We start from the raw sequence: 24,903 nt of genomic DNA on the forward strand, positions 1-24,903 counted from the left end.
CGGATATACAAAATCTCTACCAGCACCATGAACGACTACGGGCGCTCCGGCCCCGCGACGGACAGCTGGTCGAGATATGGCCCTGTGGCCTCCCTGGACGCGACCACAGAGGAAATGACCCTGACCCGCGACCGCTCCTTTACCTTTGCCATTGACGCGCTTGACCAGGACGAGACCGCCCAGCAGCTTGCCGCCGCCACTGCCCTGGCCCGGCAGCTGAGGGAGCGGGTCATCCCTGAGGTGGACACTTACACATATGCCCAGATGTGCGAAAACGCCGGGAACCTGCCCGACCCGCTGGCGCTGACGGCAGAAAACATATACCCACAGATCATCGCCGCCTCTCAGACTCTGGATGACGCGGAAGTCCCTGAAACCGACCGAGTACTGGTAGTCACCCCAGAGACCTATGCCCTGATGAAAAAGAGCAAGGACATCACAATGGAGACAGATATCGGTAACGATATGCGCCTCCGGGGTGTGATCGCCATGCTGGACGGAGCAACGGTGCTGAAAGTACCCGCCGCCCGCTTGCCCGGAAATTTCGGCTTTATGCTGGCCCACCCTTTGGCTACAGTGGCCCCCACCAAGCTGGAGACATACAATATCCACGATAACCCGCCCGGGATTTCCGGGGCCCTGGTGGAGGGGCGCATATGCTATGGGGCGTTTGTGCTGGACAACAAGGCAAAGGCCATATATTATCAGGCCCAGCCCACCGGCACTACAAGCAAATAAAATATATCGGGGCGCATGGGCGGCAGCTCGTGGGCCCTGTTTTATAAGGAGTTGAGACTATGGACAGATTGAATCTGCTGCTATACCAGGCGCGAAGACTGAGCCGCTCCCCGCTTGTGCCGGGACCGGTCATCATGGAGCCGGGGCCCGCCGGGTGGACTGTGACCGCCCATCTTTGCGGTAAGTCCCCGGTGGACTGCAAAAGGGAAACCGCCGTATATACCAGTAAGAGCGGAGCCAGGGAACATACAGATGACCTTGCCAAGAGATACCCCGGCGGCGGGGATTTCCCGGTAATCATCCTGGACGTTATGGGGTGATACCGTGGCAAAGCGCCTGAATATGACGAACTCCAAGGAGGTGCGGCGGGCGGTGAACCGGGTGGCGAATATGGTGCTTAACGGCGAGCTGGAGCCCAAAGCGGCGAACGCTATACTTTACGCCTGCAATGTGAGTTTGGGGGCCATTCGCACGGACGAACAGCAGGCGAAGATCGATGAGCTGGAGACCCTGGTAAAGGAGCTGGAATGTAGATGAGCGGCCCCCGGAACAATGAGCGGCTAGCGGTAAAGGCAAAAGAGGGTAATGCTCAAGCTGTGCTGGAACTATGGGAGCGGGTGAAACTTCTGCTTTATAAGATGGCCCACCGCTTTTACCGGCGGTATGGCGCTGATTTCTTTGCCCGGCGCGGGGCCACGATGGAAGACCTGGAGCAAGAGTGCTTTCTGGCCTTTCTGGGTGCTGTGAGAGCCTATAAGCCCGCAGGGGGGTGGCGATTCACCACCTACCTTACAAGGGCCTCTGAGAACCGTTTTAGGGCCGTTCTCGGGATGAAAAGGAACGATCCGCTGAATGTGTCTGACAGCCTTAACGCACCTCTCTACAGTGATGACGCGGATATGGAAACTGGGGACCTAATACCTGACCCTGGGGCCGAAAGCGAACTTGGAGAGGTGGACGAAAGATATACAGCGCGGGTACTGGCCCTGGCGGTCTGCCGGGTGCTTTCGCCGGTACAGCTCGAGGTGGTTCGGTGCAGGTTTTACCGGCAGTACACCCGGCCTCAGACGGCGCGGGCGCTGGGGATTGCCCAGGGGGTGGTGCTCAAGGAGGAACGGCGGGCGGTCAGAGCGCTGGCAGGGGATGAAGATGTTAGGGGATTGGAGAGATGGCAAGGATGTGGCGGCAGCTTTGGGGTATCAAAACCCTAGCAAAGCTTTGATAGACCATGTAGACAGTGAAGACAAACTCAATAACGAATCGTTACTGAGTTTGGGCCAGCGTGGAGGATGGCTTATCAACGAAAGCGGCATATACTCTCTGGTGTTGGGGAGCAAGCTGCAAGGGGCGAGAAAGTTCAAGCGGTGGATAGGACAGATTTTCCCTTGTTTTTTCCCTTTAGCGGGGTATTTTCCCTTCTTTTGCTTTCCGTCTGATTCTGCAAATCCCACGTATTTTCAAGGTTTTGCGGTACTGGCCTCTATGGCTTTCCACTGAATACGCTGAATAGGTATAAGTCCTTATTATGCCATAAGGGCACACATTCGGCAGCTCACTGGTCAACGGCACCCGGCAGCCAGACGGAACCCTTATGGCCCTCTCACCTCGACAGGTGGCCGACCTCCTGGGCCACAGTACCTCACAAATCACTGAGATGTATTACGTCAAAAAAGACACCACCCGCCTGCAAGGAATCACAGACGGATTCAATTTTTGGCGAGAGCAAGGCAGCACAGGAGAGAGCGCCCCGAATTTTTGATGATTTATTGATGATGTGCCAGACGGAAAGGTTAGAAACGGATGGCGCTGGATGCGAAAAAAGAGCAAAATACACGCCATAGGTAGCAACATTGTAGACCACATCCCGCAACCCCAAAACACAAGAAAAGCCCGGAATTCCAAGGAATTCCGGGCCAAGTCTTTGGCAGGGGCAGAAGGATTCGAACCCTCGGCACGCGGTTTTGGAGTGGATGTGGAAAAAGCATTGACGGACATATAACGGCCAATTTTCCGCGCCGTTAAGCCGTTTGTGTTTCCGCAACACACGCCTCCAAAAATTTTGATAATTTATTGATGATATTCAAAAATCTCAGCCCCCAAAGAACGTCCCTCATGTCAAAACCTGAGCCGCTAAACAAAGAGAAAGATTCCACCTTTCATCTAAGTCTTCCTTAATATCTGTTCACAAAACTGTGTCAGTTCATTGACCCCATCCTGCGCAGTTTCCCAAACCGTATCTGTGTCGATTTTGCCATATTCATGAGCCACAACATTGCGCATACCACGAATAGCCCGCCAGGGGATTTCCCGGTAGGTTTCTTTGAACGCATCAGAAAGATGGTTCGCCAACTCTCCGATTTGCATCAGGCACAGGCACACAGCGTTGCGGTAAACTGAATTGCTCACAAATGCATCGTATGATTTATGAAAAGCAGCATGAGCCTCGTCGATTTCATTGCAGTATCGGCTGATTTTCTCAATAATCTCCTGGTCACGCAGGCTAACGTCCATAAACTAAAATCTCCTCGCTTGATATGCGATCCAAAAATTTCTGCTCCAAGCTGTTGGTGGTAAGCAAGTCCAGCTTTTTATCAAAGGTTTCCTCAAGATCACTGTACAGGCCGCCGAGCTGAATCAGCCCTCGGAGAGATCCCTTATCCACCCGGAAATCCAGATCGCTATCTGGTTTCGCTTCTCCCCGGGCATATGAGCCGAACAGGAATATCCGTGCCACACCATACTGCTCGGCGATAGGAGCGACCATGGCTTTTATTTCGTCGATGGAATAAATTTTGGATGTCATGAGAAACACCTCCCGCTACAACTTTAGTATAGCACAATTCTTTGCTGGGTTCAAGTATCAAACAGTTCTCGGGTAAACCTCAGGTTGATATTTCTATCCTGCCTTCAACCATCTATGTATTGTTAAAATGTTGCGATTCCCCTATAATATTTTTGAAAGGGCCAACCTGCCCTATCCCAGCAAAATGATAAGGAGAATAGTAATGTTCGACAACGTGAAAGCCGGTCAGAAAATTTCGGATTTGAGAAAAAGTATGAATCTGACCCAGGATGAACTCGCCAGTCGGCTGAATATCAGCCCCCAGGCGGTCAGCAAATGGGAGAACGGCCGCGCCATGCCGGAGTTGTCCCTGCTAGTAGAATTGGCGGAGATCCTCGACAGTACCATCGACACCATTCTTTTCCCGGATGCCGCCCGTCCCACGGCAAACGCGAACTTTGAGCATATCCTGCTGCCCTACGCCCCCATCGCGGACTTTTCCGGCAGAACATGGCCCCGGAGTATGGCCTATCCTGCTGTACTCCAGGCGGTCAAGCTGTTTATGGGTCTTGAGGAGCATAGGGATTCCATGGGGCGGCAGATAAATGACGACACGGAATATGTCCTTCAATCCGCGTTCACTTCCATCTGCTTTGGGTATTCATGGGGCGCGGATGACGCACTGGAAACCGGCCTTTCCGTATATGGCTTGACGGGTAAGCTCTGCCAGGGGACAGACTGCAAAGAAGAGGATTTCATCCGTCTTGCAGTGGAAAATATCCTAAGCGGGTATCCTGTAATCGTCCTTCCCAGGGAATACTCGGATATGATACTTGCGACCGGATTCTCCCATCAGGGGAGGGTGCTGAAAGGAATTCCATTCCTAGATGGGGATGACGAGAAAAATTCCGTCATGTCCTTCCAGCAGCTAAAAAATCACCCGGAATGGTTCGCCAAAAAGCCGGATATGCTGCTGATAAAACCAGGCTCAAAGCCTGTTTCTATCCAGGAAAAGTGCAGGGAGGCTCTGAAAAAAGGGCTTGCGCTCCTGCAAAATGAGCGCGGTATTTCTGACGATCCGATGGTTGGCTACGGAGCAGTCATATACGATAATTGGTGCTGGGAGCTTCAAAAAGAGAGCAGCCATGGTATGGTGGATATTGCGTGCCTATCCCCGCATATTTTCATCCATTATGAGGGGAAACTCCGTATCAAGCAATTTCTGGAGCTGTGTGCGCGGCTGATAGACGGTTTCGATGACCAGCCTATCACAACCGCAATCTCCAAGTATGAGGAGATCGTCGGTATGTGTGAAAAATTCCTGGGTGGCTTAAAGGCCCCCGAGACTGTCGGAGAGGCCAATGAAAAGAGAAAAACACTGATTGCTATCCTACAAAGAAGCAAGGAGTTGGAAATGGATGCTCTCAAAGAGATTTCATCTGTCATCCAGTAAAAATGTTTTTGAAAAAGGCTTGACTCTGCCGTTGGGGAAGCGTATATAATACACTCAAAACCACAGAAAGGGTGTTTTATTATGACAGATTTGATCAAAATCCGAGAGGTTACAGAGCGCTACAATATCCCCGCACGGACACTCCGGTATTATGAAGACATGGGGCTGATCGAGAGCGCTCGGGTGGCGGATTACGCCTACCGGCTGTACGATCAGCGGGCGCTGAAACGACTGGAGCAAATTCTTATCCTCCGCAAGCTCAATATCAGTATCAAGGATATCCAGCTCATTTTCCAGTCTGCCGGGTCGGATGTGGTTCTGGACGTGCTGGGAAGAAAGGTGGAGGACATCAACGACGAGGTGGCCCTGCTCCGGGATCTGCGGGATATTATCCTGGAGTTCATCGAGCAAATCAGGAAGATGGATTTCAGCAGTGACACCGATGTGAAACTGCTCTATGAGCGGGCCGCGACTGTGGAAACCTGCATTGAGAATATCCCTTACGAGGGCAACGCATCCAAGGCGAATCGTCTGTTTGACATCTCTGAAAAGCTCAAAAAGGCTCCGGAGGTGCGTATTGTTCAAATCAACCCTTTCAAGGCATTTTCCTCCGGCGCGGATTCTATCGAGAATGTGATGGGGCCTTTCCAGGAGTGGCAGGAGGCGCACAACCATCTGGTGAAGAAGATGATGTACGGATCGCCGGACTTCCTCTGGTTCGAGGAGGACAAGGCTACCTGGGTCTGGGCTGTGGAGGACGGCGTTACGGCGGAGGATGTGGCACCGTATGAGCTCATTGAGTTCGAAGGCGGGCTGTACGCGGCAGCTATGTCGGTGGATGGGGACGACGACATCGGCAACCGGGTTCATGCGGGGATTCTCAAGTGGATAGAGGACAGCGGCTTTGAGTTGGACGAGCGCCCGGGACACAGGGCCATGGGACATATGCTCAATCCTACGGAGGAGATCAAGAAGGCGCTGGGGTATGACCAGATGGATTTGTATGTACCTATCAAGATTCGGGAGAAGAAATAAAGCAAGATTTGGTCGTTAGCAGAAAAGGGCGTTTTCCGAATGAGGGAAATGCCCTCTGCTGATTTGAGGGAAGGATTGCTGGATGTTTAGCGTGGTTGGCACTGGATGGAAACGGTGTGGATATGCAATGAATTGCAAGAAAATTCAATAATCCATAGATGTAAGAACGGTCAAAAAGACAAGCAGGCTAAAGCGCGGGGGTGCTGGTCCCCGGTGGGGACCGTCAAGCACCGACCGAGCCGGCAGGCGAGACCTACCGCGCAGTTGACATCGGACGGCAGAGCCGACCTTTAGGGCAAAATCAGGAATAAGCAGGTTCTGAAATCAGGGGTCGGTGGATGTCATGCAAAAACTTCCACTATTGTGGAAGGGCAAGCAGAGCGTTCGTCCGACGTTGTCGGACGGCACGATTACCGGGCAGTAGCCCGAACCCACTTTTGTAAGGGCAAGATACCTGGCTCAAAATTTGCATTGCAAAACAAAGAATACGGCCTTTAGAAATCCGGAAATGCCAGAGCAAAAAGTAAGAAAAAAGTCAGTGGACTTTCGAAACAAGGTGTGGTATGTTGTGTTGTTGACGAAAGGAGGCTGACAAGCATGGCACAAAAGAAACTACTTACGAATGGAAAGGCCTTTAAGAGAACCGATGACCGCTGGGGCGGCACAGTCTGGTACATGGACGAGAAAGGAGAGCGTAAGCGTAAATCATTCTCAGGCACTACCAAGGCTGAAGTCACCAAGAAAATGACAGACTACGTTGCTGCTTTCAATGATGCCTTGCAGGAGTCGGACGAGTCCCGCAGAACACTCAAGGAGAGCATGACCCACTGGCTCCAGGTATTCAAGTTCCCCTCAGTGGAGCGTACTACCTACGACCGCTGCGAATGTACGGTAGAGCATCAAATTTTTCCTCTGCTGGGTGACAAGGTGGTGGGTGACATAACCGCCGCTGACCTCAAGGGAGTGCTCAACCATTGGATGGGGGAGGGTTACGTTTATACCACGGTGAAGAAAGTGTACATTGTCCTCAACGAGTATTTCCGCTACCTGACCCAGCAAGAAACCTTCGCAAAGAACCCCATGATAAAAAGAGCAATTTCATGGCAGTGCAGAACAGGGAAGACCTGTCCACGCAGGAAACGGTCACGGTGTTCACGCCAGAAGAAATCGAGAAATTCAAGGCCGAGGCGTTCAACACTTACTCTAACGGCAAACCGAAGTACCAACAGCCAGCGGCCTACATCCTCATGCTGAATACCGGACTCCGCACCGGGGAACTGCTGGGCTTGCTCAACAGCGACATTGATCTGGAGCATAAATTTCTGGAGGTACGCCAGGGAGTAAAGGAAGTTTGTAAGCGAGATGGTGTAAATTTCGAGCCAGGCCGTGAGGTCAAGGTCGGCAAAACGAAAACAGCCACCAGTAAACGCCGTGTGCCCCTGAATCAGGCCGCAGAGCAGGCGGTAAGGGAGTTGCGCCAAGAACGCGACTTCGGCCCCACGCGGGTCTCGCCTGCCGGCTCGGTCGGCGCTTGACGGTCGCCACTGGCGACCAGCGCCCCTCGTGAGCGACGAGAAGGGCGGCTACACCAGGCCGGTGAACTTCCGCAAGAGGTACTACCGGATTTTGAAAGCAGCGGGCATAGATCAGAAAGGATTGCACAGTTTAAGACATCATTTTGCGACCCAACTGATAAACGGCGTGAAACAGCCCGACGGCACCATCAAAGCACTCTCGCCCCGGCAGGTGGCCGACCTCCTGGGCCACAGCACCTCGCAAATCACCGAGATGTACTACGTCAAAAAAGACACAACCCGCCTGCAAGGAATCACAGACGGATTTAATTTTTAGCAGGAGCAAGCTGGCACAAGGGAGAGCGCCCCGGATTTTTGATGATTTATTGATGCTGTGCCAAACGGAAAGGTTAGAAACGGATGGCACCGGATGCGAAAAAAGAGCAAAATATACGCCATAGAGAACGGCACAGTAAACCGCAAGCCGCCGCCCCAAAACACGAAAAAGCCCGGAATTCCAAGGAATTCCGGGCCAAGTCTGTGGCAGGGGCAGAAGGATTCGAACCCTCGGCACGCGGTTTTGGAGTGGATGTGGAAAAGGCATCAGCGGACATATACCAGCCAGTTTTCCGCACCGTTTCGCCATTTGTGTTTTCAAAACTCGCGTCCGATAAGTTTTGATGATTTATTGATGATATTCAAAATTCTCAGGCTCAAAAGCCAAAGCTTTCCGACCTACAGATAGTCCTTGTTTGAGAAGAAAAAGTACAATGATGATGGTAATCGTAACATAGAAAAAGCGCTTTTTCAAGTCAGCAGTAGCCCTCAAATTTTCGCCGCAAAACAAAGAAAAGCAGAAAGATTTCTCATTCGGACAGGTTCTGTCGGAAAAGATTCAAAAGATTGTCACGAACTCCGTTGGCCACCTGGATGGTTGCAATCATTAGTTCGTCCGAATCAATCCCGGAGAAATCAATATCATATTCGGCATAGCGAATTAACTGAGAAATGAAAACACGCTGAGTTCTTCCGTTTCCTTCACGGAAAGGATGCGGCATATTAGTAACGCAATAAAAATCGACGATTGCGTCACAGAACGCATTAAAAGTATAGTTCTTGAAAAAGTGCTCAGCTTTAAGGCGTATGAAACCGGTATTTGCAATCTTTTCGATATCTTTTGCCAAGACAAAGACTGTGCCCTTTTTAGAGACATCAACCGTGCGGATTGTACCGGCCCAATCATAAATATCTTCAAAAAGATATCTGTGGACAGATTTATAATGTTCAAAATCAAAAGAGCCTTCAATGGGGGAATGATCCAACTCAGCGGTTTTCGTAAACGTAATGGCGGATTCAATCCCGGCAAGTTTCGCGTTGTCGTGGATATCAAACTTATTAATAAGGCAGGCTGTGCCATCATAGCAGTCAGCGGTCAGCGCATCCAAATCGTAAGCGATTAGGCTGGTACACCGACTTTCTTTTTTGCTAGTTTGATATACTGTCCCATACTGATTTCTCCCCTCAAAAGCTGTTGACACCAATCCCGGATCTCCTCGTCGATATGGAACCCCTCCATTTCAACCGAGGCCGCTGCAATTTCGATAGCTTTCTCAATAGACATAGAAATCCCTCCAGCTTGTAGTTTACCACAAAGCTGACTTGTAATCAAGTCAAGATTATTTATATGGGGGAGGGGCCTCTGTCGACTATTTAGAAAAGTGATGGGGAATATGCAGGTTTCTCTGAAATACTATTGCAAAATGACACAAAATATGGTAATATATGCGAAATGAGTTGATGAGTCTGCGCCCTTTCTTATTTCAAACTCAGGAGGGTAACAACATGAAAAAAGTCTTTGCACTCTTACTGGCAGTATGCCTTATCGCGGGCGTATTGCCGGTCTATTCATCTGCGGCAAGCGAAACAGAGGAAAATAATTCATTCGCTGCCGCGCAGCAAATCAGCACCAATGAAGTCCTGACAGGTGCAACATTGCACGGCGATGACCTGGACTTTTATAAATTTCAGCTTGAAAGTGATGGCTATATCAGCCTCTCTTTTAAGCATGATTATGTAGACGATTCCTCGACCCTTTGGAAACTGACCCTTTGTGACGGGAATTGTGGCGCTATCAACCAAAACACCGCAAAAGGCAAAGACATCAGCAACACATACGACCCTGTAGGCCTTCCAGCAGGGACATACTACATAGAGGTTGCGCCGTATAGCAGCTACACCTACTCAACTGCTCCCTATAATTTGACAGTAAATTATACTTCAGCGGATGATTGGGAAACTGAAGACAACGGAGAATTTTCCAGAGCTGACCTGATTGATGTAAATGAAACCGTCCATGGCAGCATGATTCATAACAGCGATACGGATTTGTTTCAGTTCAGCCTCTCCCAGCCGGGGTATATCAAACTCTCATTTAACCATGAGTATATCGACGATTCCTCTTCGCTCTGGTATCTCTATCTTTACAATGACGAATACAAAACTATAAACATCTACAGAGCTGCTGGAGAAGATGTCAAAAACGAATACGATTTTATTGGATTGCCCGCAGGGACTTATTATGCAGGGATTATGCCATATAGTTCCTACACATATTCTACTAAGCCCTATCAATTCAAGGTGAATTACACACCCTCCGCGGAATGGGAAACAGAGTTCAACGATACTTTCGACTTAGCTGACATAATAGAGCCGAACCGAACCGTCAGCGGCACCATTATGGGCGATACAGATAAAGACTTCTATCGGTTTGAACTGCCTGTGGATGGGGCTGTCGATCTGTCCTTTGCCCATGACTATGTGGACGATTCCAGCACATTGTGGGATATCGACGTATGCAACAGCGAGTACAAGCAAATCGTCGAATATCACAGCACCGGCAACACCTTTGAGAACCAATATGGAATAATCGGGCTGCCTGCCGGGACCTATTATGTGCGGGTCAGTCCCCATAGCGTCTATACATATGGCACTGTCCCTTACCGCTTGACCGTGAACTACACGCAATCAGGCCCGGAGGCGGGTCCGTGGGAAACGGAGTTCAACGACCAATTTGCTGACGCGGACGTCATTCCAGTGAATCAGTCTGTCGGCGGCAGTATCATGAGCGACTTGGACGAAGATTTTTACCGGTTTGAACTGGATGAACAGGGGCCGGTCAGCATTACGTTTAAGCATGATTATTTGGATAACTCCGGTACGGTTTGGCGGGTTTATCTGTATAATAATGCGCTCAAGCAGATAAGCCAGTACGACTCCAAGGGTACGGACACCCGCAATTTATTCGGCCCCAGCAATCTGGCTGCCGGGACTTATTATGTGAAAATCACCCCCTATAGCTCTTACACCTACTCCACAAACACCTATGTTTTCTATGTCAGCGCCGGAGGGGAATCCAGCCCCGAGCCTACATCGTCGCCCAGTCCGGCACCGACCCAAAGCCCCACACCTGTTCCGACCTCCACACCCACCGCCAAACCCACCACCGCGCCAACCTCAAGCAGTACGCCGGACATCAAAGCGCTGGAAAACTTCTTGGCTCAGTTTGGCTGGTGGGCCGGCGGCTCCGCCTACGATGCCCAACGCGCCACAACCAGCAGCCCTGCCCAGTATGGAGCCAAGAATATTTTTGAGGCCATGCTGTCCGATGGCTCCGGCTACTGCTACAATGACACACTCTATCCCGGAGAGGCCCGCCAGGAAGTATGGAACGGAAAGGACCCTAAGGGCAAGTGGAATGGGTATCGGAAAACCAACGCCCAAAAGATGGAATGGATCTTGAGCCATATATTCAACTGCTCCAACTCCCATATTGCCGCGCTAAAATCCTCTGTGCTGAAAGAGAATCCAACGATTTATTACCTAGATGGGTATTATTACAATAAGCTGGGCGGCGTTGGCGGCGGATTTAGCGCGTCTGTCACGAATATCCAGCCTTATGATGGGAAGTATCGAGTCACCTACAGCCTCAAGAGTATGTATGAAACTACGGGACACACGCGTTACGCCATCGTGGAGTGGAAAGTCATCGACGGCCAGGGCTACTGGTCCCTGCACTATAATACCGAGCTGAAGGACGGCCAGGACCCCATTAAAACCGGCGGTTTCCTAGACGTGAAAGAACAAGAGTATTACTGCAAGCCGGTTTTGTGGGCTGTTGAGAATGGAATTACCAGCGGCACCAGCAAAATGACCTTCAGCCCCAGCGCCGCCTGCACTCGAGGACAGATTGTCACCTTCCTTTGGAACGCTGCTGGAAAGCCGGAGCCTTCCTCCACCCAAAACCCATTCGTGGACGTTAAGACCAAGGACTACTACTTCAAGCCGGTGCTGTGGGCGGTGGAAAACCACATCACCTCCGGCACAGATCAGACCCATTTCTCGCCCTTGAAATCCTGCACCCGCGGAGAGGCGGCTACCTTCATGTGGAGGGCCAACGGTTCCCCCAGCGGTCCCAGCAGCAGCTTTTCAGACGTTTCCCCAAACAGCTTTTACAAGAAGGCGGTGGATTGGGCAGTAGCCGCCGGAATTACCAGCGGGACTGGCGGCAATCGGTTTTCTCCGCTTAAAACCTGCAACCGCGGAGAGATCGTAACCTTCCTGTACAGGCACTATGTGGAGGCTGCCGAGGTGGATACTCCCGATTCGGAGGATATGGCCTATCAGGATATCACCAAGAATCTGAGCAGCAAAGACTACTTCATGCACGATGTGGATGGTGATGGTACAAGCGAACTGATTGTTTTGCGTACCAACAACACCGCCATCAGCTGTCCCGTGTACACAGCCCGAGATGGCAAAGCAGTTACACTGCTGGATAATGAAACGATTATGGGCCTGGCCAGCGTTCCCGGCGGCAGGATTGGGGTGGTGAGCAGACAAGGCAAAAAGTATATCTGTACCCGCAGTTAGAACTCAGGGTATAAACATCCTGACACTACCAACACAGGGGAAATCAAGCTATACTCTCTTTCTGACGGCAGACTAACGCTGAGCGAGAAAGTGGACTATCGGATTAAGTCAATGAATCCCATTATCCCTGGAGAAACGGATATAACTTGGGCGGTCAATGGCTCTAAGTCTACCTTGGATTATACCCAGTACCAGGCGTGGATAGAGAGCATGACATGGCTCCATAAGCTGGAGTATAGAGAGGGACAGAGAACAGAATATTTTTGACGGGAACTGTAGTCTGCATGATAACGTCAGAGGAACATGAATAATTGCCTCTGGCGGTTTGTTAGGAGCAAGGGGCATTTTATGAGATGACCCCTTGCTCTTTCCATAAATCGAGGGAAGTCAGTGCCGCTTTGGGCGCTGCTGGCAATTTTGAAGATAGACACCGTCGAGCCAGAAAGGCAGAAATATGCAAGATTATGGAAGAATATCCAGATAGGAATGCCTTAGTAGTCCGTCAAAAGGACAAGCAGGTTAAAGCGCGGTGTCTACCGCGCAGGTGACATCGGACAGCAGAGCCGACCGTTAGGGCAAAATGAGGGATTTCTCTTTCTGAAAATCAGGGGTCGGTGGATGAATGGTAGTTTTAGGCAAGAATATGCACGAGATAACCTGCCCATGGGGCAGGGCAAGCATAGCGTTCGGCTATACGCCGTCCGCATGAGCCGGGAGCTCCCGGCTCTCCCCCTGCCTCTAAAGGGGAGTTGAAGGGGCTTTGTTCGGCGCTCAAAATTTGCGCCGCAAAACAAGGAAAGGGCTTTTTCGAAAGGTCAGAAAAAGTAAGAAAAATGTCAGTGGACTTTCACGGTAAGGTGTGGTATGTTGTGTTGTTGACGAAAGGAGGGCTGACAAATGGCACAAAAGAAACTGCTCACAAATGGAAAAGCCTTTAAGCGAACCGACGACCGCTGGGGTGGTACAGTTTGGTACATGGATGAGCGAGGAGAGCGTAAGCGCAAATCCTTCTCGGGCACTACCAAGGCCGAAGTTACAAAGAAGATGACCAACTACGTTGCGGACTTCAACAACGCCTTGCAGGAGTCCAATGAATCTTGCAAAACTTTGAAAGGGAGCATGACCCACTGGCTCCAGATGTTCAAGTTTCCTTCCGTGGAGCGCACAACCTATGACCGTTGCGAATGCACGGTAGAGCACCAAATTTTTCCTCTGCTTGGTGACAAGGTGGTAGGTGACATCAGCGCCGCCGACCTCAAGGAAGTGCTTAACTACTGGATGAACGAGGGTTATGCCTACACCACGGTAAAGAAAGTTTACATTGTTCTCAACGAGTATTTCCGCTACCTGACCCAGCAGGAAGTCCTCGCCAAGAATCCCATGAACAGTGTACCCATGATAAAGAAGTCAAATTTCATGGCAGCGCAGAACAAAGAGGACTTACCAACCCAAGAAACGGTCACGGTGTTCACACCGGAAGAAATCGAGAAATTCAAGGCCGAGGCGTTCAGCAGATTTTCAAACGGCAAGCCCAAATACCAGCAACCAGCAGCCTACATCCTCATGTTGAACACCGGCCTCCGCACAGGCGAACTGCTTGGCCTCCTTAATAGCGACATTAACCTCGAGGGCAGATATCTTGAAGTACGCCAGAACGTGAAAGAGGTGTGCAGGCGTGAGGGAATAGATTATGTCCCCGGCAGAGAGGTCAAGGTGGGCAAAACCAAAACAGCCACCAGCAAGCGCCGTGTGCCCCTGAATGGGGCAGCTATAGCCGCGATAGAGGAGTTACGCCAGGAGCGGTTTTTCGGGCCAAATACGCCCCTTGTAAGCGACGAGAAGGGCGACTACACCAGGCCGGTGAACTTCCGCAAGAGGTACTACCGGATTTTGAAGGCCGCAGAGATAGAGCAAAAGGGCCTCCATAGCCTCAGACACCATTTTGCGACCCAGCTAATAAATGGAGTGAAACAGCCAGACGGTACGATTCACGCCTTATCGCCCCGCCAAGTAGCCGACCTCTTGGGCCACAGCACCTCGCAGATAACCGAAATGTACTACGTCAGGAAGGACACCACCCGCCTGCAAGGGATAACAGACGGGTTCAATTTTTAGCAAGAACGGACCAGCGCAGGGGAGAGCACCCCGGATTTTTGATGATTTATTGATGATGTGCCAGACGGAAAGTTTAGAAACGGATGCGACCAGATACGAAAAAACAGCAAAATACACGCCCCTGGGAGCGGCATCCCAGACCGCATACCACCACTCCAAAACACGAGAAAATCCCGGAATTCCAAGGAATTCCGGGATTTATCTGTGTGAATGCACGTCAAAAAAGATATTTTTGCCAAATTAGTGGATGTATCTGAACCCCCCAAAAAATGCATACAACTAGTTTAATCTTTCACTAAAATTCTCTACAATTGTTTGTATAGTAAAAGCAGAAATTGTTATAAAGTTCATTAGACCTCTCGGACTATACTGTTTTATTCATCTAATTAGCTATCTAAAAACGCATTTTTGCCATAGAGAATTTTTTGCTCAATTGAAAGTTCCTTAATCAAAGTTTCTAAATCCTCTTTCCCATCGTTCTCGTCATAAAACCCGCCAAATGGTAATTCATCATCTCGTTTATCCGGACCACAGTTAATACAGATGGTGCCACACGTATTACAATAGTTTATAAAATCGCTAATTGAATCAAGGCTTTCAGAGAAGAAAGCAGTATTAAGACTGCTTCGTCTATAATATACTTGGCTAATATCTTTATAGTTTTCTACAACATGAATACAAAGAATAGGGCCGTACATTTCTTTTATGGAATACTCAGTTTGGGATTCATCAAGCAAAATTGTTGGCATTAATAAGTTGCTTTTTATAAATCCTCCCGCAAGGAGAGAATACCCAGAATTCTTCAACCAAGTGATTGTATCATATAAACAGGTCAATGCAACTTGATCAAAAATGGGGCCAACCATTACTTCAGAATTTAAAGGATCGCCACAATGTATTTTTTTTGTACATTCCAAAATGTTTTCAATCAATTCTTTACTGATGTGCTCATGGATAAACAAATTTTTTAAGCCTATGCATCGCATACCAGTCTGTGAAAATGCTGCAGAAACCAATTTTTCAGCAAGCGTTTCTATATCTCTGATTGTCTCATCCACATATGCCATAGCGCAGGATCCGGTCTCAAATAGGCCATGGCAACGACCTATCTTTTTTTTGATTTCATAAGCTGTTTCTGATTTCCCAGTAAACAAAACATAATCAAACCGTAATCTATCGAGCACTTCGCTAGAATTTATTAATTTTGTGTTAATACAAATCAAACTTTTCTCAATATCTGGGAAATACTTCTTCAAGCAATTCTCTGTAATAAGAAACATGACTTCACTACAGTAGTATACCTTTGGTGAGGGTGAAAAAACAAATGTATCACCACAGATTATTGCAGGAATAACTTTGTGGAAAAAAGAACTATATGGAGAACTAAATGTTGTTATTGCTAAAACAACGCCAAGGGAAATACACCTTGATTCAGGCATGTTGCTCCTTTTTGAAACACCACATTGCAAAAAAGTGATTGCCTGTCGCAATTGGGCTATACACCGCTCTATCTCGATCACACTATACTTTATTGGTTTTCCGGATTCTTGTGTTTGAATTGTTGCAAGAAATTCTTTCTTCTCTTGTAATTGCGCAATCAAGGTACTAAATGCTTCACTCAATATCCACGTATTACTTGTCCAGATATCAGCCTGTATACATTCATGGTGCACATCGCTTATTTTTTCTAAGGTGTCGAGAATCATATTTTCATCTCTTTTCAATCGAATTGATTATAGAAAAAAGCTATCCCTTTTGTATTTATTTTCTTGGCATAGTAATCTACAGGGGTGCTATGTTTGAGTTTTTGGTCTAATAACAAAACGGCTGTTTTTATTGACACTTTTTCATCCAATTCATCCTTTAAATAATTTCGAGCTCGTTGCAAAGTTAGACCGGTTCTCACAGCACTATCCACTACAAGAATATACTTATATCCCCGTTCCTTAATCAATTTTACAATCTCTTGGTTAATATCATTTACTTCCGATGTATTGTACACTCCATTTCCATCACGTCTATCTTCTTGAAGACAAAACACGGGCATATTCTGTCCATAGGTGCGAGAAATCATATTTGATAAAATATTCCCCCCCCTGCTGACACTAAGTATAACTTCAAAATAGTAGCCACCAAAATTGACGGATTTCTTTAAGACGTTTAAAAGGTCTTTAACTAAGGAGGAATACTCCTCCCACATAATTACTTTACGTATTGGTTGATCAGCTGAGTGTAATTTTGTACGCTTATCAACCTGCGATACAATATAACTAGCAATCATATTATTATCTGTGAAATCCGAAGGATACTTTATAGGTGTAATCCCCAAAAGATCCGAAGGAATCTTCACTTTGTCGGAGTGGGCAAAAAAGGTGTGATTTAATCCTAGCTGTCCAATGCAGATTCCAAGTTCAAAGATGACGTTGTCTCTTGGAACAATTTCTTTTTTACCTCTTGTCTTTACGCAATCATCCTCTCCTAAAATAACTATTGCATTGTGGTAGTTATCAGAAAGGTTACTTAAACTATCGAGTGTATATATGGAGGGTTGAAAGAAGTCATTTCCCCACAACTTGCAATCTGTTTTTTGCTTTAAAAATTCCCCTTGTATTTCCTTTGAAAGTTCATATTGCTCTTTAGATGAAAAAACAATAAAATCATGCATAATAGATACCTCGAATATACCTTTCAATATATATTGCCACACCGTCCTCATCGTTGGATGGGCACACAAAATCCGCAACATTTTTCACCACTTCAACTGCATTTTCAACGGCTATCCCCATGCCTACAGCCTCAAGAAGCTTGAAATCGGACATATCATCTCCGAATGCGGCAATTTCTGCTAATTGAATATTACAGGCATAGCATACACTTCTTATGGCATCAAGCTTATTCGCAAGTGTGTTTGCTATCTTGTGAAGATTCTCATTGCGGTAAGATATTAGCTCGCAGTCCGGATATTTTCTAATTAGAGACTCCAAGAAATTGATATCACTTGTTTCAAACTGAATTTTTAAGGCATCCTCATGCAGCGCCTCTTTAAAATCTGAATAGTCATAGTGCCCATAATCCTTTTTTCCTTTTGGTAAACCAGTTTTATTTGATAATTCATGAATTTCGCCCATTACACGGATGCAATTAATTAGCGGATGATTTATTGTGCTTTGAATAATTGAATTCAGCACTTCTTGTGGAATTAAAGCCTTATGTATAACTCTATTGCCTAGCTTAGCAATGGCTCCTCCAGAAGTAATGACCACATCCGGATTAATTTTATCCAAATACTTCTTTGCGGAATATTCTGACCTTGCAGTTGCTATAGCGATAATTATGCCTCTTTGTTGGCATTCTGTCAGAATATCTATCGAGTAGTCAGAAATACTATTATCATTATGAAGCAAGGTTTTATCTAAATCTAAAGCTATTAATTTCAAATGCATAACTAATTCCCTTCACTGTTTATATGAAATCATTAATACCTAAACCGATGCAAACTCTAATAGATGCAAGCGATTATGATCAGTACCCCCAATCGCACTAGAACCTAAGAAAAGCATACCTTTGCCAAATATCATGTATCGACACCGTATCATAGTCTAAATCAAGAAAATTGCAATAGCGGCAAAATGTACGCAGGCGAGAAAAGAGACATCCGGCTTGTCATAACGAGTGGCAATTCTACGAAACCATTTGATTTTCTGGAAGAAACACTCAATCAAATGGCGCTCCTTATAGAGATACCAGCCTACTGGCCAAGGCTCAGCAATATTGCTTTGAGGGGGGATTATATAGTTGGATCCATGTTCCAAAATGTAATCTCGGATTGATTGCGCTCCATAGGCACAATCTGCCAATACATGGCTGTCGCTGATTTCAAGTTTATCCAGCAATTCAACCGTGTGAATGAAATCGTGGTCATTTCCAGCAGACAGAAAGAATGCCGTCAGATTGCCAAGTCCTTCCGCTATCGCGTGTAGTTTTGGTATTTAGACCGCCCCTGGTATGTCCAACTGCCTTATCTGATGTCCCCCTCCCCGTTGGCGCTTTCATGCAACTTGATACAAGTGGAGTCTATGCTCGAATTTTCCATATCCGAATCCGCAGACAGCGCACGAAACAATTTCTCAAGCGTGTCATCGTCACACCACTTTGCAAAGCGGGCATACACCGATTGCCAGGGACCGTAAGCCTCCGGCCATTCCCGCCATTGTGCACTGCTTCGGGCGATCCGTAGCATCCCATCCAGCATCGGTCGATTATCTTTTAGGGGGCGTCCTCGTTTCCATGTTGTTTCTGGTGGTAGTAGCGGCTTGATTTGTTCTCAGTTTTCCTTTGTCAATTCATATCGTTTCATGCTTCTATTGTAGCACCATTTCTCGGTTTGTGCAACTCTTATTTTTTAAACAGGCCCTAATATATGCTCTTGTCGATGAACTTCCCAATCTCTTTAGTGCCTCACGGAGTATTAACTTCTGCTAATCTACAATTCTTAAATACATATCTCTAATGGCTTCATTGCTAAATGAAATAGGATTGTTTCTTAATCTTTCAGGATTAACTAACCGGACTAATATATCTAGTTCCGCATCTCTATTTATTGACTTTGGATTGTTCATTCCCATTTTACATATCATTGATGTATAGTATGACAAATCGATAATCGTTGCAATGTGATCCAAGGTATCTTTGAAGTATTTCTCTCCCCTCCGATCAATGCAAGCATTCATATGGTTAAGCGTATAGTTCCACACTTCTCTCATGCATAGAGCAACCGCATGCCCATGAGGAATTTTATATATTGAAGTTATCATATAGCTCATAGCATGGGCAGATGTTGTTGCAGTAATATTAATAGCACGTCCAGCATAGTTTGCTGCATCTAGTATCTTTTCAGCAACAGAGTTTGAATTCCCAAAAATGTAATCTTCCCAATTCTCCTTGATTGTTAGAATAGCCTTCCGAGCATACCCTCTGCTTTTATCAGTTGAGTTAAGCGACCACCAGGATTCGATTGCTTGACAAAGTGCATCAAGCATGGTACATTTTTTCTGATATATAGGCAGTGTATCCAAAACAGATGGCTCTAAAACTGCGCAATTGGGAAGAATGCTTGCATGGGAAATTGACTGCTTTAAACCTTCATAATAAATTACAGCATGACTAGTGGATTCGCTCCCTGACCCAGCTGTGGTAGGAATTGCAATAAGCGTCACGCCTGAATCGAAATTCTCCTGATTAAAATAGTTGACACTACTGTCCATGCGGCAATACAGTTTGATACATTTAGCTACATCAATCGTGCTACCGCCCCCAACAGCTACAATTAATTCACATTTACTTTTATTGAAAAGTTCTACGCCTTTGCATGCTTGTTCGTACAAAGGATTTGAAGTAAACCCACAAAAGTCCACATGTGAAAATTCGTCAAAAAATGCCTTGATTTTGAGATTGTTATACGCACTATCGTGGACAAGAAAAAATTTTTTTGTTTCTATATATGACCTAATATATTTTAAATCTTTTACTATAGTTTGACGCATTAATTTGCTCCTTGGAGCGAACCCAATATATTTCATTCCATATAATCATTCTGAATCTGGCGTTCCATTGGAAGGGATTTGGATTTCGCTCTACATTATATCCTGAATTTTTCAGAGTTTTATATTATTTCAATTATTATAATTTCTTCTGTTTTTATCTGCGCTCTCCAGTTTTATTTAGGTTGTCTGATGTTTATAATTCTTACACATTTCTTCCCACACAAAGTCAGTGTGCCTGTACTTTATAGTGTGTTAATTAAATTTATCTTTATAATATTTCCTGACAGGCAGAAAGAAAAAATTTCTTGTACAATTTTGACTTCCTGTGGGACTGTTTCTATTCTCTTGTTCTCATCGCGGCGAAAGCCTTAGCATATCTTACCCAAAATCTTTGCTTCCAATGGGGACAACTTCACGGATTTCTTCTTCTTTATAATTATATCAGATTGTGCAAGAGTTTTCAAGCAAAACATATATATTAGCGTTATTAGGTTTCTTCTTTTCTTTTGGCAAACATGATTTAGCGGCTTATCGGGATATTTTAGGCTGATGAAGAAACAAAAAGCACGGTATCATAGGCGGTTCTGCGCCTTTTTGTTCCTTCATAGAATTTTAGACATTAATTTGGGAGACAAAAGCCTCTAAATGGCTTTTGTCTCCTTTTGTGAATGAACAGCCAAAAGATTTTTTTGGCAAATCGGTGTGCGTATCCGAACTCTCACATCAAACCGCTATCGTCTGTTCAATCTCTAGCCCTCCCGAAAAAATCACCTTGATTTTTTCTTTGGACTCCACCACCACGCACTCCAGCACCTGCCGCACCAGCCGATCATCGTACTCCATGGGGTGATTCTCCAGCCCCTCCAGGATAGTAAAAATCTCAACCAGTCGTGATTCAGTGTTCTCTTTTTCCTGCTGTGTATTGTCATACTGAGCCAGCTGTCGCTCTAGGCTGTTTCTCTCTACCATGAGCTCCGTGGCCTTCTGCTCATCAAAGTCCTCAACCGTATCGGTAGCAATAGCCTGGAGCATAGCCTTGAATTCTGCGTCAATTTCTGCTATCCTTATCTGGATATCCAGGCTGTTATCCTCACTATCATCGTTTTTCAATCCCATACCGATATGCAATTTCAAGGTGCCCAGCACATCGGCACTCTGCTTTGCCGTGCGCATGATCGCCGCCATGACGGCCTCCTGCAACACACTCTCATCCATGGTGGGTGAGTGGTGACAGTATTTCTTTCCAAAGTCAAGCCGGTTGATGCACCTCCAGACCGGTTTCTTCTCACCCTTGACCGTCCAGGTGCATCGGCGATAGGGAGTACCGCACTCACCACAGACCAGCAGTTCTGTTAAGGCATACTTACTGGAGTAACGTCCTTGCTCTGTTTTGGTGCCCTTTTGCTTAACTTTCCGTTTCCCGGTGCGCCGGGCCAATTCCTCCTGCACACGGCCAAATGTGGCGGCATCAATGATTGCTGGGTGATTATTCTCCACATAATACTTGGGCCGGGCCTGCCCATCGTTGCGCTTAACTTTCTTGCTCAGACAGTCCACAACGTAGGTTTTATTGATAATTGCATCGCCTTTGTACCGTTCATTTTGGAGGATCGAGCACACAGTGGAGCGGTGCCATTTCCCTTGACCGCCGGGGGTGGGCACACCCGTCGTGTCCAGCGTCTCCACGATTCCCCTCATGCTGTCCCCGGCCAGGAACCGCTCATAAATCATTTTGACGATCTCAGCTTCTTCAGGGTCGATTTCAGGTTTGCCATCTTCACCCCTGCGGTAGCCGAGGAAGTTTTTGTAGTGGAAAGCAACCTTGCCCTCTTTCGCGCTCTGGTTTTTGCCCCATATGACATTGGCACTGATGTTTTCGGATTCACTCTGGGCAATGCTGCCATAAATGGTGATATAAAACTCAGCCCCTGGCTGGGTACTGTGGATATTCTGTTCCTCGAAGAAAATGTCCACGCCAATCTCTTTGAGCATACGCACATATTTTAGCACGTCAGCGGTATTCCGGGCAAACCGGCTGATGGACTTCGTGATGATCATGTCGATCTTGCCGCGTCGACACATCTTTATCATCTTGTTGAACTCGTCACGCTTTTTGGTGCTGGTACCAGAAAGCCCCCTGTCCGCAAAAATGCCAACAAAGGCCCATTTTGGCTCGCTTCGGATCTTCTCGGTGTAGTACCTTACCTGCACGTCATAGCTGTTCAACTGCTCCTCCTGGGCCGTGGAAACGCGGCAATAGGCGGCTACCCGAAGCTGCCGGTGAGCCTGCTTGATTTCTTCAGAGATGTTGATCTTCGCTGGTATTTTCCGCACTACTTTCTGCGGGGTAGTTGCTACTGGTTGCATCTTCATCTTCCTTTCCAATGATCTGATTATTTATTAATGTGATGGCTATTGCGCCGTCTTTTTCAAGGTGGATGGCCTGAACTGTCCTCTTGAAAAGCGGCAGAGAAAAAGCTGAAAGCGGCCCCGCATCTGCGAGAACCGCTTTCAATCTATGGGTAATATACGGGGCGGAGTCGATGTCCTCATACTTGAGAGACGCGCACTCCAACATTGCTTTTCTCAGGGCATTTTTATCATAATCAAGCGTATCAAGTGTCCGAGCAATCTCATTTTCAGCTTTCAGAGTCTGCACACTCATGAACTCATCGACAATTGGAACCTGCACTAAGTCAGGATTGACAATCGCCCGGTTTAGCAGTACAGTAATATCATCCAGCAGGTCGCTATCAGCCTTGTGAATTATTGTGCGGCAGTCTGCATTGGAACATATCCACCGCTGTTGGCACTTCCTGAATCGGCTGTCGTGCCGTCGAACCATTTCGCCGCCACAAGTGGGGCAAATCATCGGCACATCTATATGAAAAATCTCATGGTTACGGTCAGTGCTGTGCTGGGTATTCTTTTGGGCCTTCATCTCAATCATGGCCTGATGAGTGTCCTCGTCAATGATAGCCGGAAATCCATCCTTGCCGTTATACCGCTCATCCTCAATCAGGCGCATAATGCGGGATTTGTTCCAGCCGGTAACGCCGGGCTGGTACTCGATATTTTCATCGTTCAGGCGGCTGGCAATTTCCAGCAGGGACAGGCCGTTTTGGTACTCGCTGAAAATGCGATTCAGCACAGCAGCCTCTTGCGGATGCGTGGTTATCGCACCATTCTGATACTGATACCCGAAGGGGATATTTCTCTTTTTCATGCTGTGCGACACCTCACATTCTCCGAGATTTGCTCAGTGAGTGCCAGCCCGCCGACGAGGTGGAAGGTCAACCGGGCGTTATCCACAACCGTGATGCTCTGCACGATTTCCTCAAATAGCGCTTGGTTGAAGGTCTCACTCGGCACATATCCTGCCAGAGTATCGTCCAGTGATTTCAGCGTGTATATCAGCTCATCGTTCTCATCTTCGGCCAGCACCTTTTTACGATCCAGCCGCAGAGTATTGATTTTGTTGCTGATAACCGAAGATTGCGAAGCAAAGTCAGTAGCGTTCAGCACACCATTGGTATGGAGCCGTGCAACCACCAGATTTTGCGCACTCAAATCAGCTATCTGCTTGTCGATCTGCCGTATCTTTTCCTGGCTCTCGCTGCCATGATTCTGCACCATCTCCAGTTGGTGGATGAGTGTGCCCAGCAGGTCTTGCCGATGGGAGGCCAACTTATCCACCATCAAGCAGAAGGTGTCGAACACAGCATTTTCTCGCACACGTCTGCTTTGACAATCTGTAGCCCCTGCTGCCTTGCCACTGCATAGCCAGTAGGCGGTGCCGTTTAAGAGCAGCCTGCGGAACGTCCGGCCACACTCAGGGCAGTGGAGGACACCTGTTAAGGTGCAGTCACCTTCGCGCTTGTGGCTGACGTTTCGTGACTTTTGCAGTTCCTGCGCCGCTTGATACACCTCTTTGCTGACAATGGGTGGGTTGCTGTTCTCCACATAATACTGCGGCATTTCTCCGCGGTTCTTTTTCTTTTTGAAGGGCAGGGTGTCCGTTGTGAACTTCTTTTGCAGAAGCGCATCGCCCATATATCGCTCGTTGTTGATCACATAATTGATGGTGTTGTGGTACCATTTCTTCTGCGCATACCGGCGAGGGACACCCTCCGCGTTGAGGATATTTGCGATATTCTGTTTGCCAATTCCTTGCAGGTAGAGGTCAAAAATGCGGCGGATAACTTTGGCCTCGTCCTCCTTCACCACAAGCTGGCCATCGACCAAATCGTACCCATAAGCCGGAGCGCAGCAATTAAACTCCCCGGACTCCATGCGCATTTGATAACTTCTTCGCATGTGGTCGGAGATGTTCACGCTCTCCTGCTGGGCCGCCATACCGGGGAAAGTCACCAGCATTTCCATGTTCATCTTGTCGCTGTCGATGCCCTGTTCCTCGAAATAGATGCTCACGCCCAATTCCTTGAGGGTACGCAGGGCTACCAGCAGTTCCTGCGTGTTCCGGGCGAACCGTGACACGGACTTCGTAATGACCCGGTCGATTTTGCCCAGCTTGCAGTCACGGATGAGCCTGTTCTGCTCATCACGCTTTTTCATGTCCGTGCCGCTCAAGCCCTCGTCAGCATACACATCCACCAGCTTGTACTGCGGGTTCTTGCGCTCATAATCCTTGTAGTAGCGGATTTGTGCCGCAAAAGAGTGTAGCTGGTCGACGGATTTGCTGGACACCCGGCAGTATGCGGCAAGCCGGATAACTTTGGGCTTTTGCGGTTCCCGGCTGATATCGGTTACAGTCATATGCACCATTCCTTTCAT

The 24,903-nt window shown here is 47.6% G+C and carries 27 protein-coding genes and 1 pseudogene; 14 read left to right on the forward strand and 14 right to left on the reverse strand.

All coding sequences use genetic code 11. The features are described from left to right. The 5 genes from U8U01_RS11705 to U8U01_RS11725 all read left to right on the forward strand — a co-directional run. The coding region (locus U8U01_RS11705; protein WP_322174395.1) for a phage major capsid protein at positions 1 to 738 on the forward strand (738 nt) is incomplete at its 5' end. Positions 739 to 797: 59 nt separating this feature from the next. Further along, on the forward strand, positions 798 to 1,058 hold the full coding sequence (locus tag U8U01_RS11710) for a hypothetical protein (RefSeq protein ID WP_322174397.1): 261 nt from the start codon (positions 798 to 800) through the stop codon (positions 1,056 to 1,058). Between the two features lie 22 nt (positions 1,059 to 1,080). Continuing rightward, positions 1,081 to 1,275, forward strand: coding sequence for a hypothetical protein (locus tag U8U01_RS11715; RefSeq protein ID WP_322174399.1), 195 nt, complete (start codon positions 1,081 to 1,083; stop codon positions 1,273 to 1,275). Beyond that, entirely contained in the window at positions 1,272 to 1,949 is a 678-nt protein-coding gene (locus tag U8U01_RS11720) for a sigma-70 family RNA polymerase sigma factor (RefSeq protein WP_322174401.1), read from the forward strand. The genes U8U01_RS11715 and U8U01_RS11720 overlap by 4 nt, the downstream gene beginning before the upstream one ends. Positions 1,950 to 1,956: 7 nt before the next feature. Then, on the forward strand, positions 1,957 to 2,235 hold the full coding sequence (locus tag U8U01_RS11725; RefSeq protein WP_322174403.1) for a BRO-N domain-containing protein: 279 nt from the start codon (positions 1,957 to 1,959) through the stop codon (positions 2,233 to 2,235). Between the two features lie 142 nt (positions 2,236 to 2,377). Here U8U01_RS11725 and U8U01_RS11730 read toward each other — a convergent pair whose 3' ends face one another. The 3 genes from U8U01_RS11730 to U8U01_RS11740 all read right to left on the reverse strand — a co-directional run bounded on the left by U8U01_RS11730 (position 2,378) and on the right by U8U01_RS11740 (position 3,541). Further along, positions 2,378 to 2,599, reverse strand: a complete 222-nt coding sequence (locus U8U01_RS11730) for a hypothetical protein (RefSeq protein ID WP_322174405.1) — start codon at positions 2,597 to 2,599, stop codon at positions 2,378 to 2,380. Positions 2,600 to 2,898: 299 nt separating this feature from the next. Next, a complete protein-coding gene (locus tag U8U01_RS11735) occupies positions 2,899 to 3,249 on the reverse strand; it encodes a HepT-like ribonuclease domain-containing protein (RefSeq protein WP_322174407.1) in 351 nt (116 codons plus the stop codon). Continuing rightward, positions 3,239 to 3,541: a nucleotidyltransferase family protein gene (locus U8U01_RS11740; protein WP_322174409.1), complete on the reverse strand. Its 303-nt coding sequence runs from the start codon at positions 3,539 to 3,541 to the stop codon at positions 3,239 to 3,241. Before U8U01_RS11740 ends, U8U01_RS11735 begins: the two co-directional genes overlap by 11 nt. 184 nt (positions 3,542 to 3,725) lie before the next feature. On the opposite strand from U8U01_RS11740, the gene U8U01_RS11745 reads away from it, so the two are divergent. The 6 genes and pseudogenes from U8U01_RS11745 to U8U01_RS11765 all read left to right on the forward strand — a co-directional run bounded on the left by U8U01_RS11745 (position 3,726) and on the right by U8U01_RS11765 (position 8,203). Then, on the forward strand, positions 3,726 to 4,973 hold the full coding sequence (locus U8U01_RS11745; protein WP_322174411.1) for a helix-turn-helix domain-containing protein: 1,248 nt from the start codon (positions 3,726 to 3,728) through the stop codon (positions 4,971 to 4,973). An 81-nt stretch (positions 4,974 to 5,054) separates the two neighbouring features. Continuing rightward, a complete protein-coding gene (locus U8U01_RS11750) occupies positions 5,055 to 6,008 on the forward strand; it encodes a MerR family transcriptional regulator (RefSeq protein WP_322174413.1) in 954 nt (317 codons plus the stop codon). A gap of 744 nt (positions 6,009 to 6,752) precedes the next feature. Beyond that, positions 6,753 to 6,977 (forward strand): annotated as a pseudogene (locus tag U8U01_RS17465) (tyrosine-type recombinase/integrase); the annotation flags it as partial. Between the two features lie 131 nt (positions 6,978 to 7,108). Further along, positions 7,109 to 7,543 carry a tyrosine-type recombinase/integrase gene (locus tag U8U01_RS11755; protein WP_322174415.1) on the forward strand — a complete coding sequence of 145 codons (435 nt, stop codon included), beginning with the start codon at positions 7,109 to 7,111 and terminating at the stop codon, positions 7,541 to 7,543. A gap of 28 nt (positions 7,544 to 7,571) precedes the next feature. Next, positions 7,572 to 7,859, forward strand: coding sequence for a tyrosine-type recombinase/integrase (locus U8U01_RS11760; RefSeq protein WP_322174416.1), 288 nt, complete (start codon positions 7,572 to 7,574; stop codon positions 7,857 to 7,859). An 83-nt stretch (positions 7,860 to 7,942) separates the two neighbouring features. Next, a complete protein-coding gene (locus tag U8U01_RS11765; protein ID WP_322174418.1) occupies positions 7,943 to 8,203 on the forward strand; it encodes a hypothetical protein in 261 nt (86 codons plus the stop codon). A 185-nt stretch (positions 8,204 to 8,388) separates the two neighbouring features. Here U8U01_RS11765 and U8U01_RS11770 read toward each other — a convergent pair whose 3' ends face one another. Together U8U01_RS11770 and U8U01_RS11775 are read right to left on the reverse strand one after the other, a co-directional pair. Then, positions 8,389 to 8,967 carry a Fic/DOC family protein gene (locus U8U01_RS11770; RefSeq protein WP_322174420.1) on the reverse strand — a complete coding sequence of 193 codons (579 nt, stop codon included), beginning with the start codon at positions 8,965 to 8,967 and terminating at the stop codon, positions 8,389 to 8,391. Positions 8,968 to 8,978: 11 nt separating this feature from the next. Then, on the reverse strand, positions 8,979 to 9,143 hold the full coding sequence (locus U8U01_RS11775; RefSeq protein WP_322174421.1) for an antitoxin VbhA family protein: 165 nt from the start codon (positions 9,141 to 9,143) through the stop codon (positions 8,979 to 8,981). A gap of 221 nt (positions 9,144 to 9,364) precedes the next feature. Here U8U01_RS11775 and U8U01_RS11780 point away from each other — a divergent pair, with 221 nt between their 5' ends. The 3 genes from U8U01_RS11780 (at position 9,365) to U8U01_RS11790 (ending at position 14,566) form a co-directional block, all read left to right on the forward strand. Beyond that, positions 9,365 to 12,451: an S-layer homology domain-containing protein gene (locus U8U01_RS11780; RefSeq protein ID WP_322174422.1), complete on the forward strand. Its 3,087-nt coding sequence runs from the start codon at positions 9,365 to 9,367 to the stop codon at positions 12,449 to 12,451. A 90-nt stretch (positions 12,452 to 12,541) separates the two neighbouring features. Continuing rightward, positions 12,542 to 12,718 (forward strand): hypothetical protein, encoded by a 177-nt coding sequence (locus tag U8U01_RS11785; protein ID WP_322174424.1) that lies wholly within the window; start codon positions 12,542 to 12,544, stop codon positions 12,716 to 12,718. A gap of 630 nt (positions 12,719 to 13,348) precedes the next feature. Further along, positions 13,349 to 14,566: a tyrosine-type recombinase/integrase gene (locus tag U8U01_RS11790; protein WP_322174426.1), complete on the forward strand. Its 1,218-nt coding sequence runs from the start codon at positions 13,349 to 13,351 to the stop codon at positions 14,564 to 14,566. 386 nt (positions 14,567 to 14,952) lie between these two features. Here the strand turns inward: U8U01_RS11790 and U8U01_RS11795 are convergent, their stop codons facing one another. From U8U01_RS11795 to U8U01_RS11830, 9 genes are all read right to left on the reverse strand, one after another. Then, on the reverse strand, positions 14,953 to 16,290 hold the full coding sequence (locus U8U01_RS11795; RefSeq protein WP_322174428.1) for an aldehyde dehydrogenase family protein: 1,338 nt from the start codon (positions 16,288 to 16,290) through the stop codon (positions 14,953 to 14,955). Beyond that, a complete protein-coding gene (locus U8U01_RS11800; protein WP_322174430.1) occupies positions 16,287 to 17,231 on the reverse strand; it encodes a TIR domain-containing protein in 945 nt (314 codons plus the stop codon). Before U8U01_RS11800 ends, U8U01_RS11795 begins: the two co-directional genes overlap by 4 nt. Beyond that, positions 17,224 to 18,009 carry an HAD family hydrolase gene (locus U8U01_RS11805; protein ID WP_322174432.1) on the reverse strand — a complete coding sequence of 262 codons (786 nt, stop codon included), beginning with the start codon at positions 18,007 to 18,009 and terminating at the stop codon, positions 17,224 to 17,226. The genes U8U01_RS11800 and U8U01_RS11805 overlap by 8 nt, the downstream gene beginning before the upstream one ends. A 156-nt stretch (positions 18,010 to 18,165) precedes the next feature. Then, positions 18,166 to 18,555: a transposase gene (locus U8U01_RS11810; RefSeq protein WP_322174528.1), complete on the reverse strand. Its 390-nt coding sequence runs from the start codon at positions 18,553 to 18,555 to the stop codon at positions 18,166 to 18,168. Positions 18,556 to 18,584: 29 nt separating this feature from the next. Further along, on the reverse strand, positions 18,585 to 18,884 hold the full coding sequence (locus U8U01_RS17470) for a transposase (RefSeq protein WP_367575621.1): 300 nt from the start codon (positions 18,882 to 18,884) through the stop codon (positions 18,585 to 18,587). Positions 18,885 to 19,044: 160 nt separating this feature from the next. Further along, positions 19,045 to 20,109: a phosphonoacetaldehyde reductase gene (locus tag U8U01_RS11815; RefSeq protein ID WP_322174434.1), complete on the reverse strand. Its 1,065-nt coding sequence runs from the start codon at positions 20,107 to 20,109 to the stop codon at positions 19,045 to 19,047. Between the two features lie 723 nt (positions 20,110 to 20,832). Next, positions 20,833 to 22,476, reverse strand: a complete 1,644-nt coding sequence (locus U8U01_RS11820) for a recombinase family protein (RefSeq protein ID WP_322174436.1) — start codon at positions 22,474 to 22,476, stop codon at positions 20,833 to 20,835. Continuing rightward, complete coding sequence (locus tag U8U01_RS11825) at positions 22,409 to 23,335, reverse strand: recombinase family protein (RefSeq protein WP_322174438.1); 927 nt, start codon at positions 23,333 to 23,335, stop codon at positions 22,409 to 22,411. Before U8U01_RS11825 ends, U8U01_RS11820 begins: the two co-directional genes overlap by 68 nt. Next, on the reverse strand, positions 23,332 to 24,885 hold the full coding sequence (locus U8U01_RS11830; protein ID WP_322174440.1) for a recombinase family protein: 1,554 nt from the start codon (positions 24,883 to 24,885) through the stop codon (positions 23,332 to 23,334). The genes U8U01_RS11825 and U8U01_RS11830 overlap by 4 nt, the downstream gene beginning before the upstream one ends. Between the last annotated feature and the right edge of the window lie 18 nt (positions 24,886 to 24,903).

This window comes from Acutalibacter caecimuris (genome assembly GCF_034335085.1).
Taxonomy (GTDB): Bacteria; Bacillota; Clostridia; order Oscillospirales; family Acutalibacteraceae; genus Acutalibacter; species Acutalibacter caecimuris.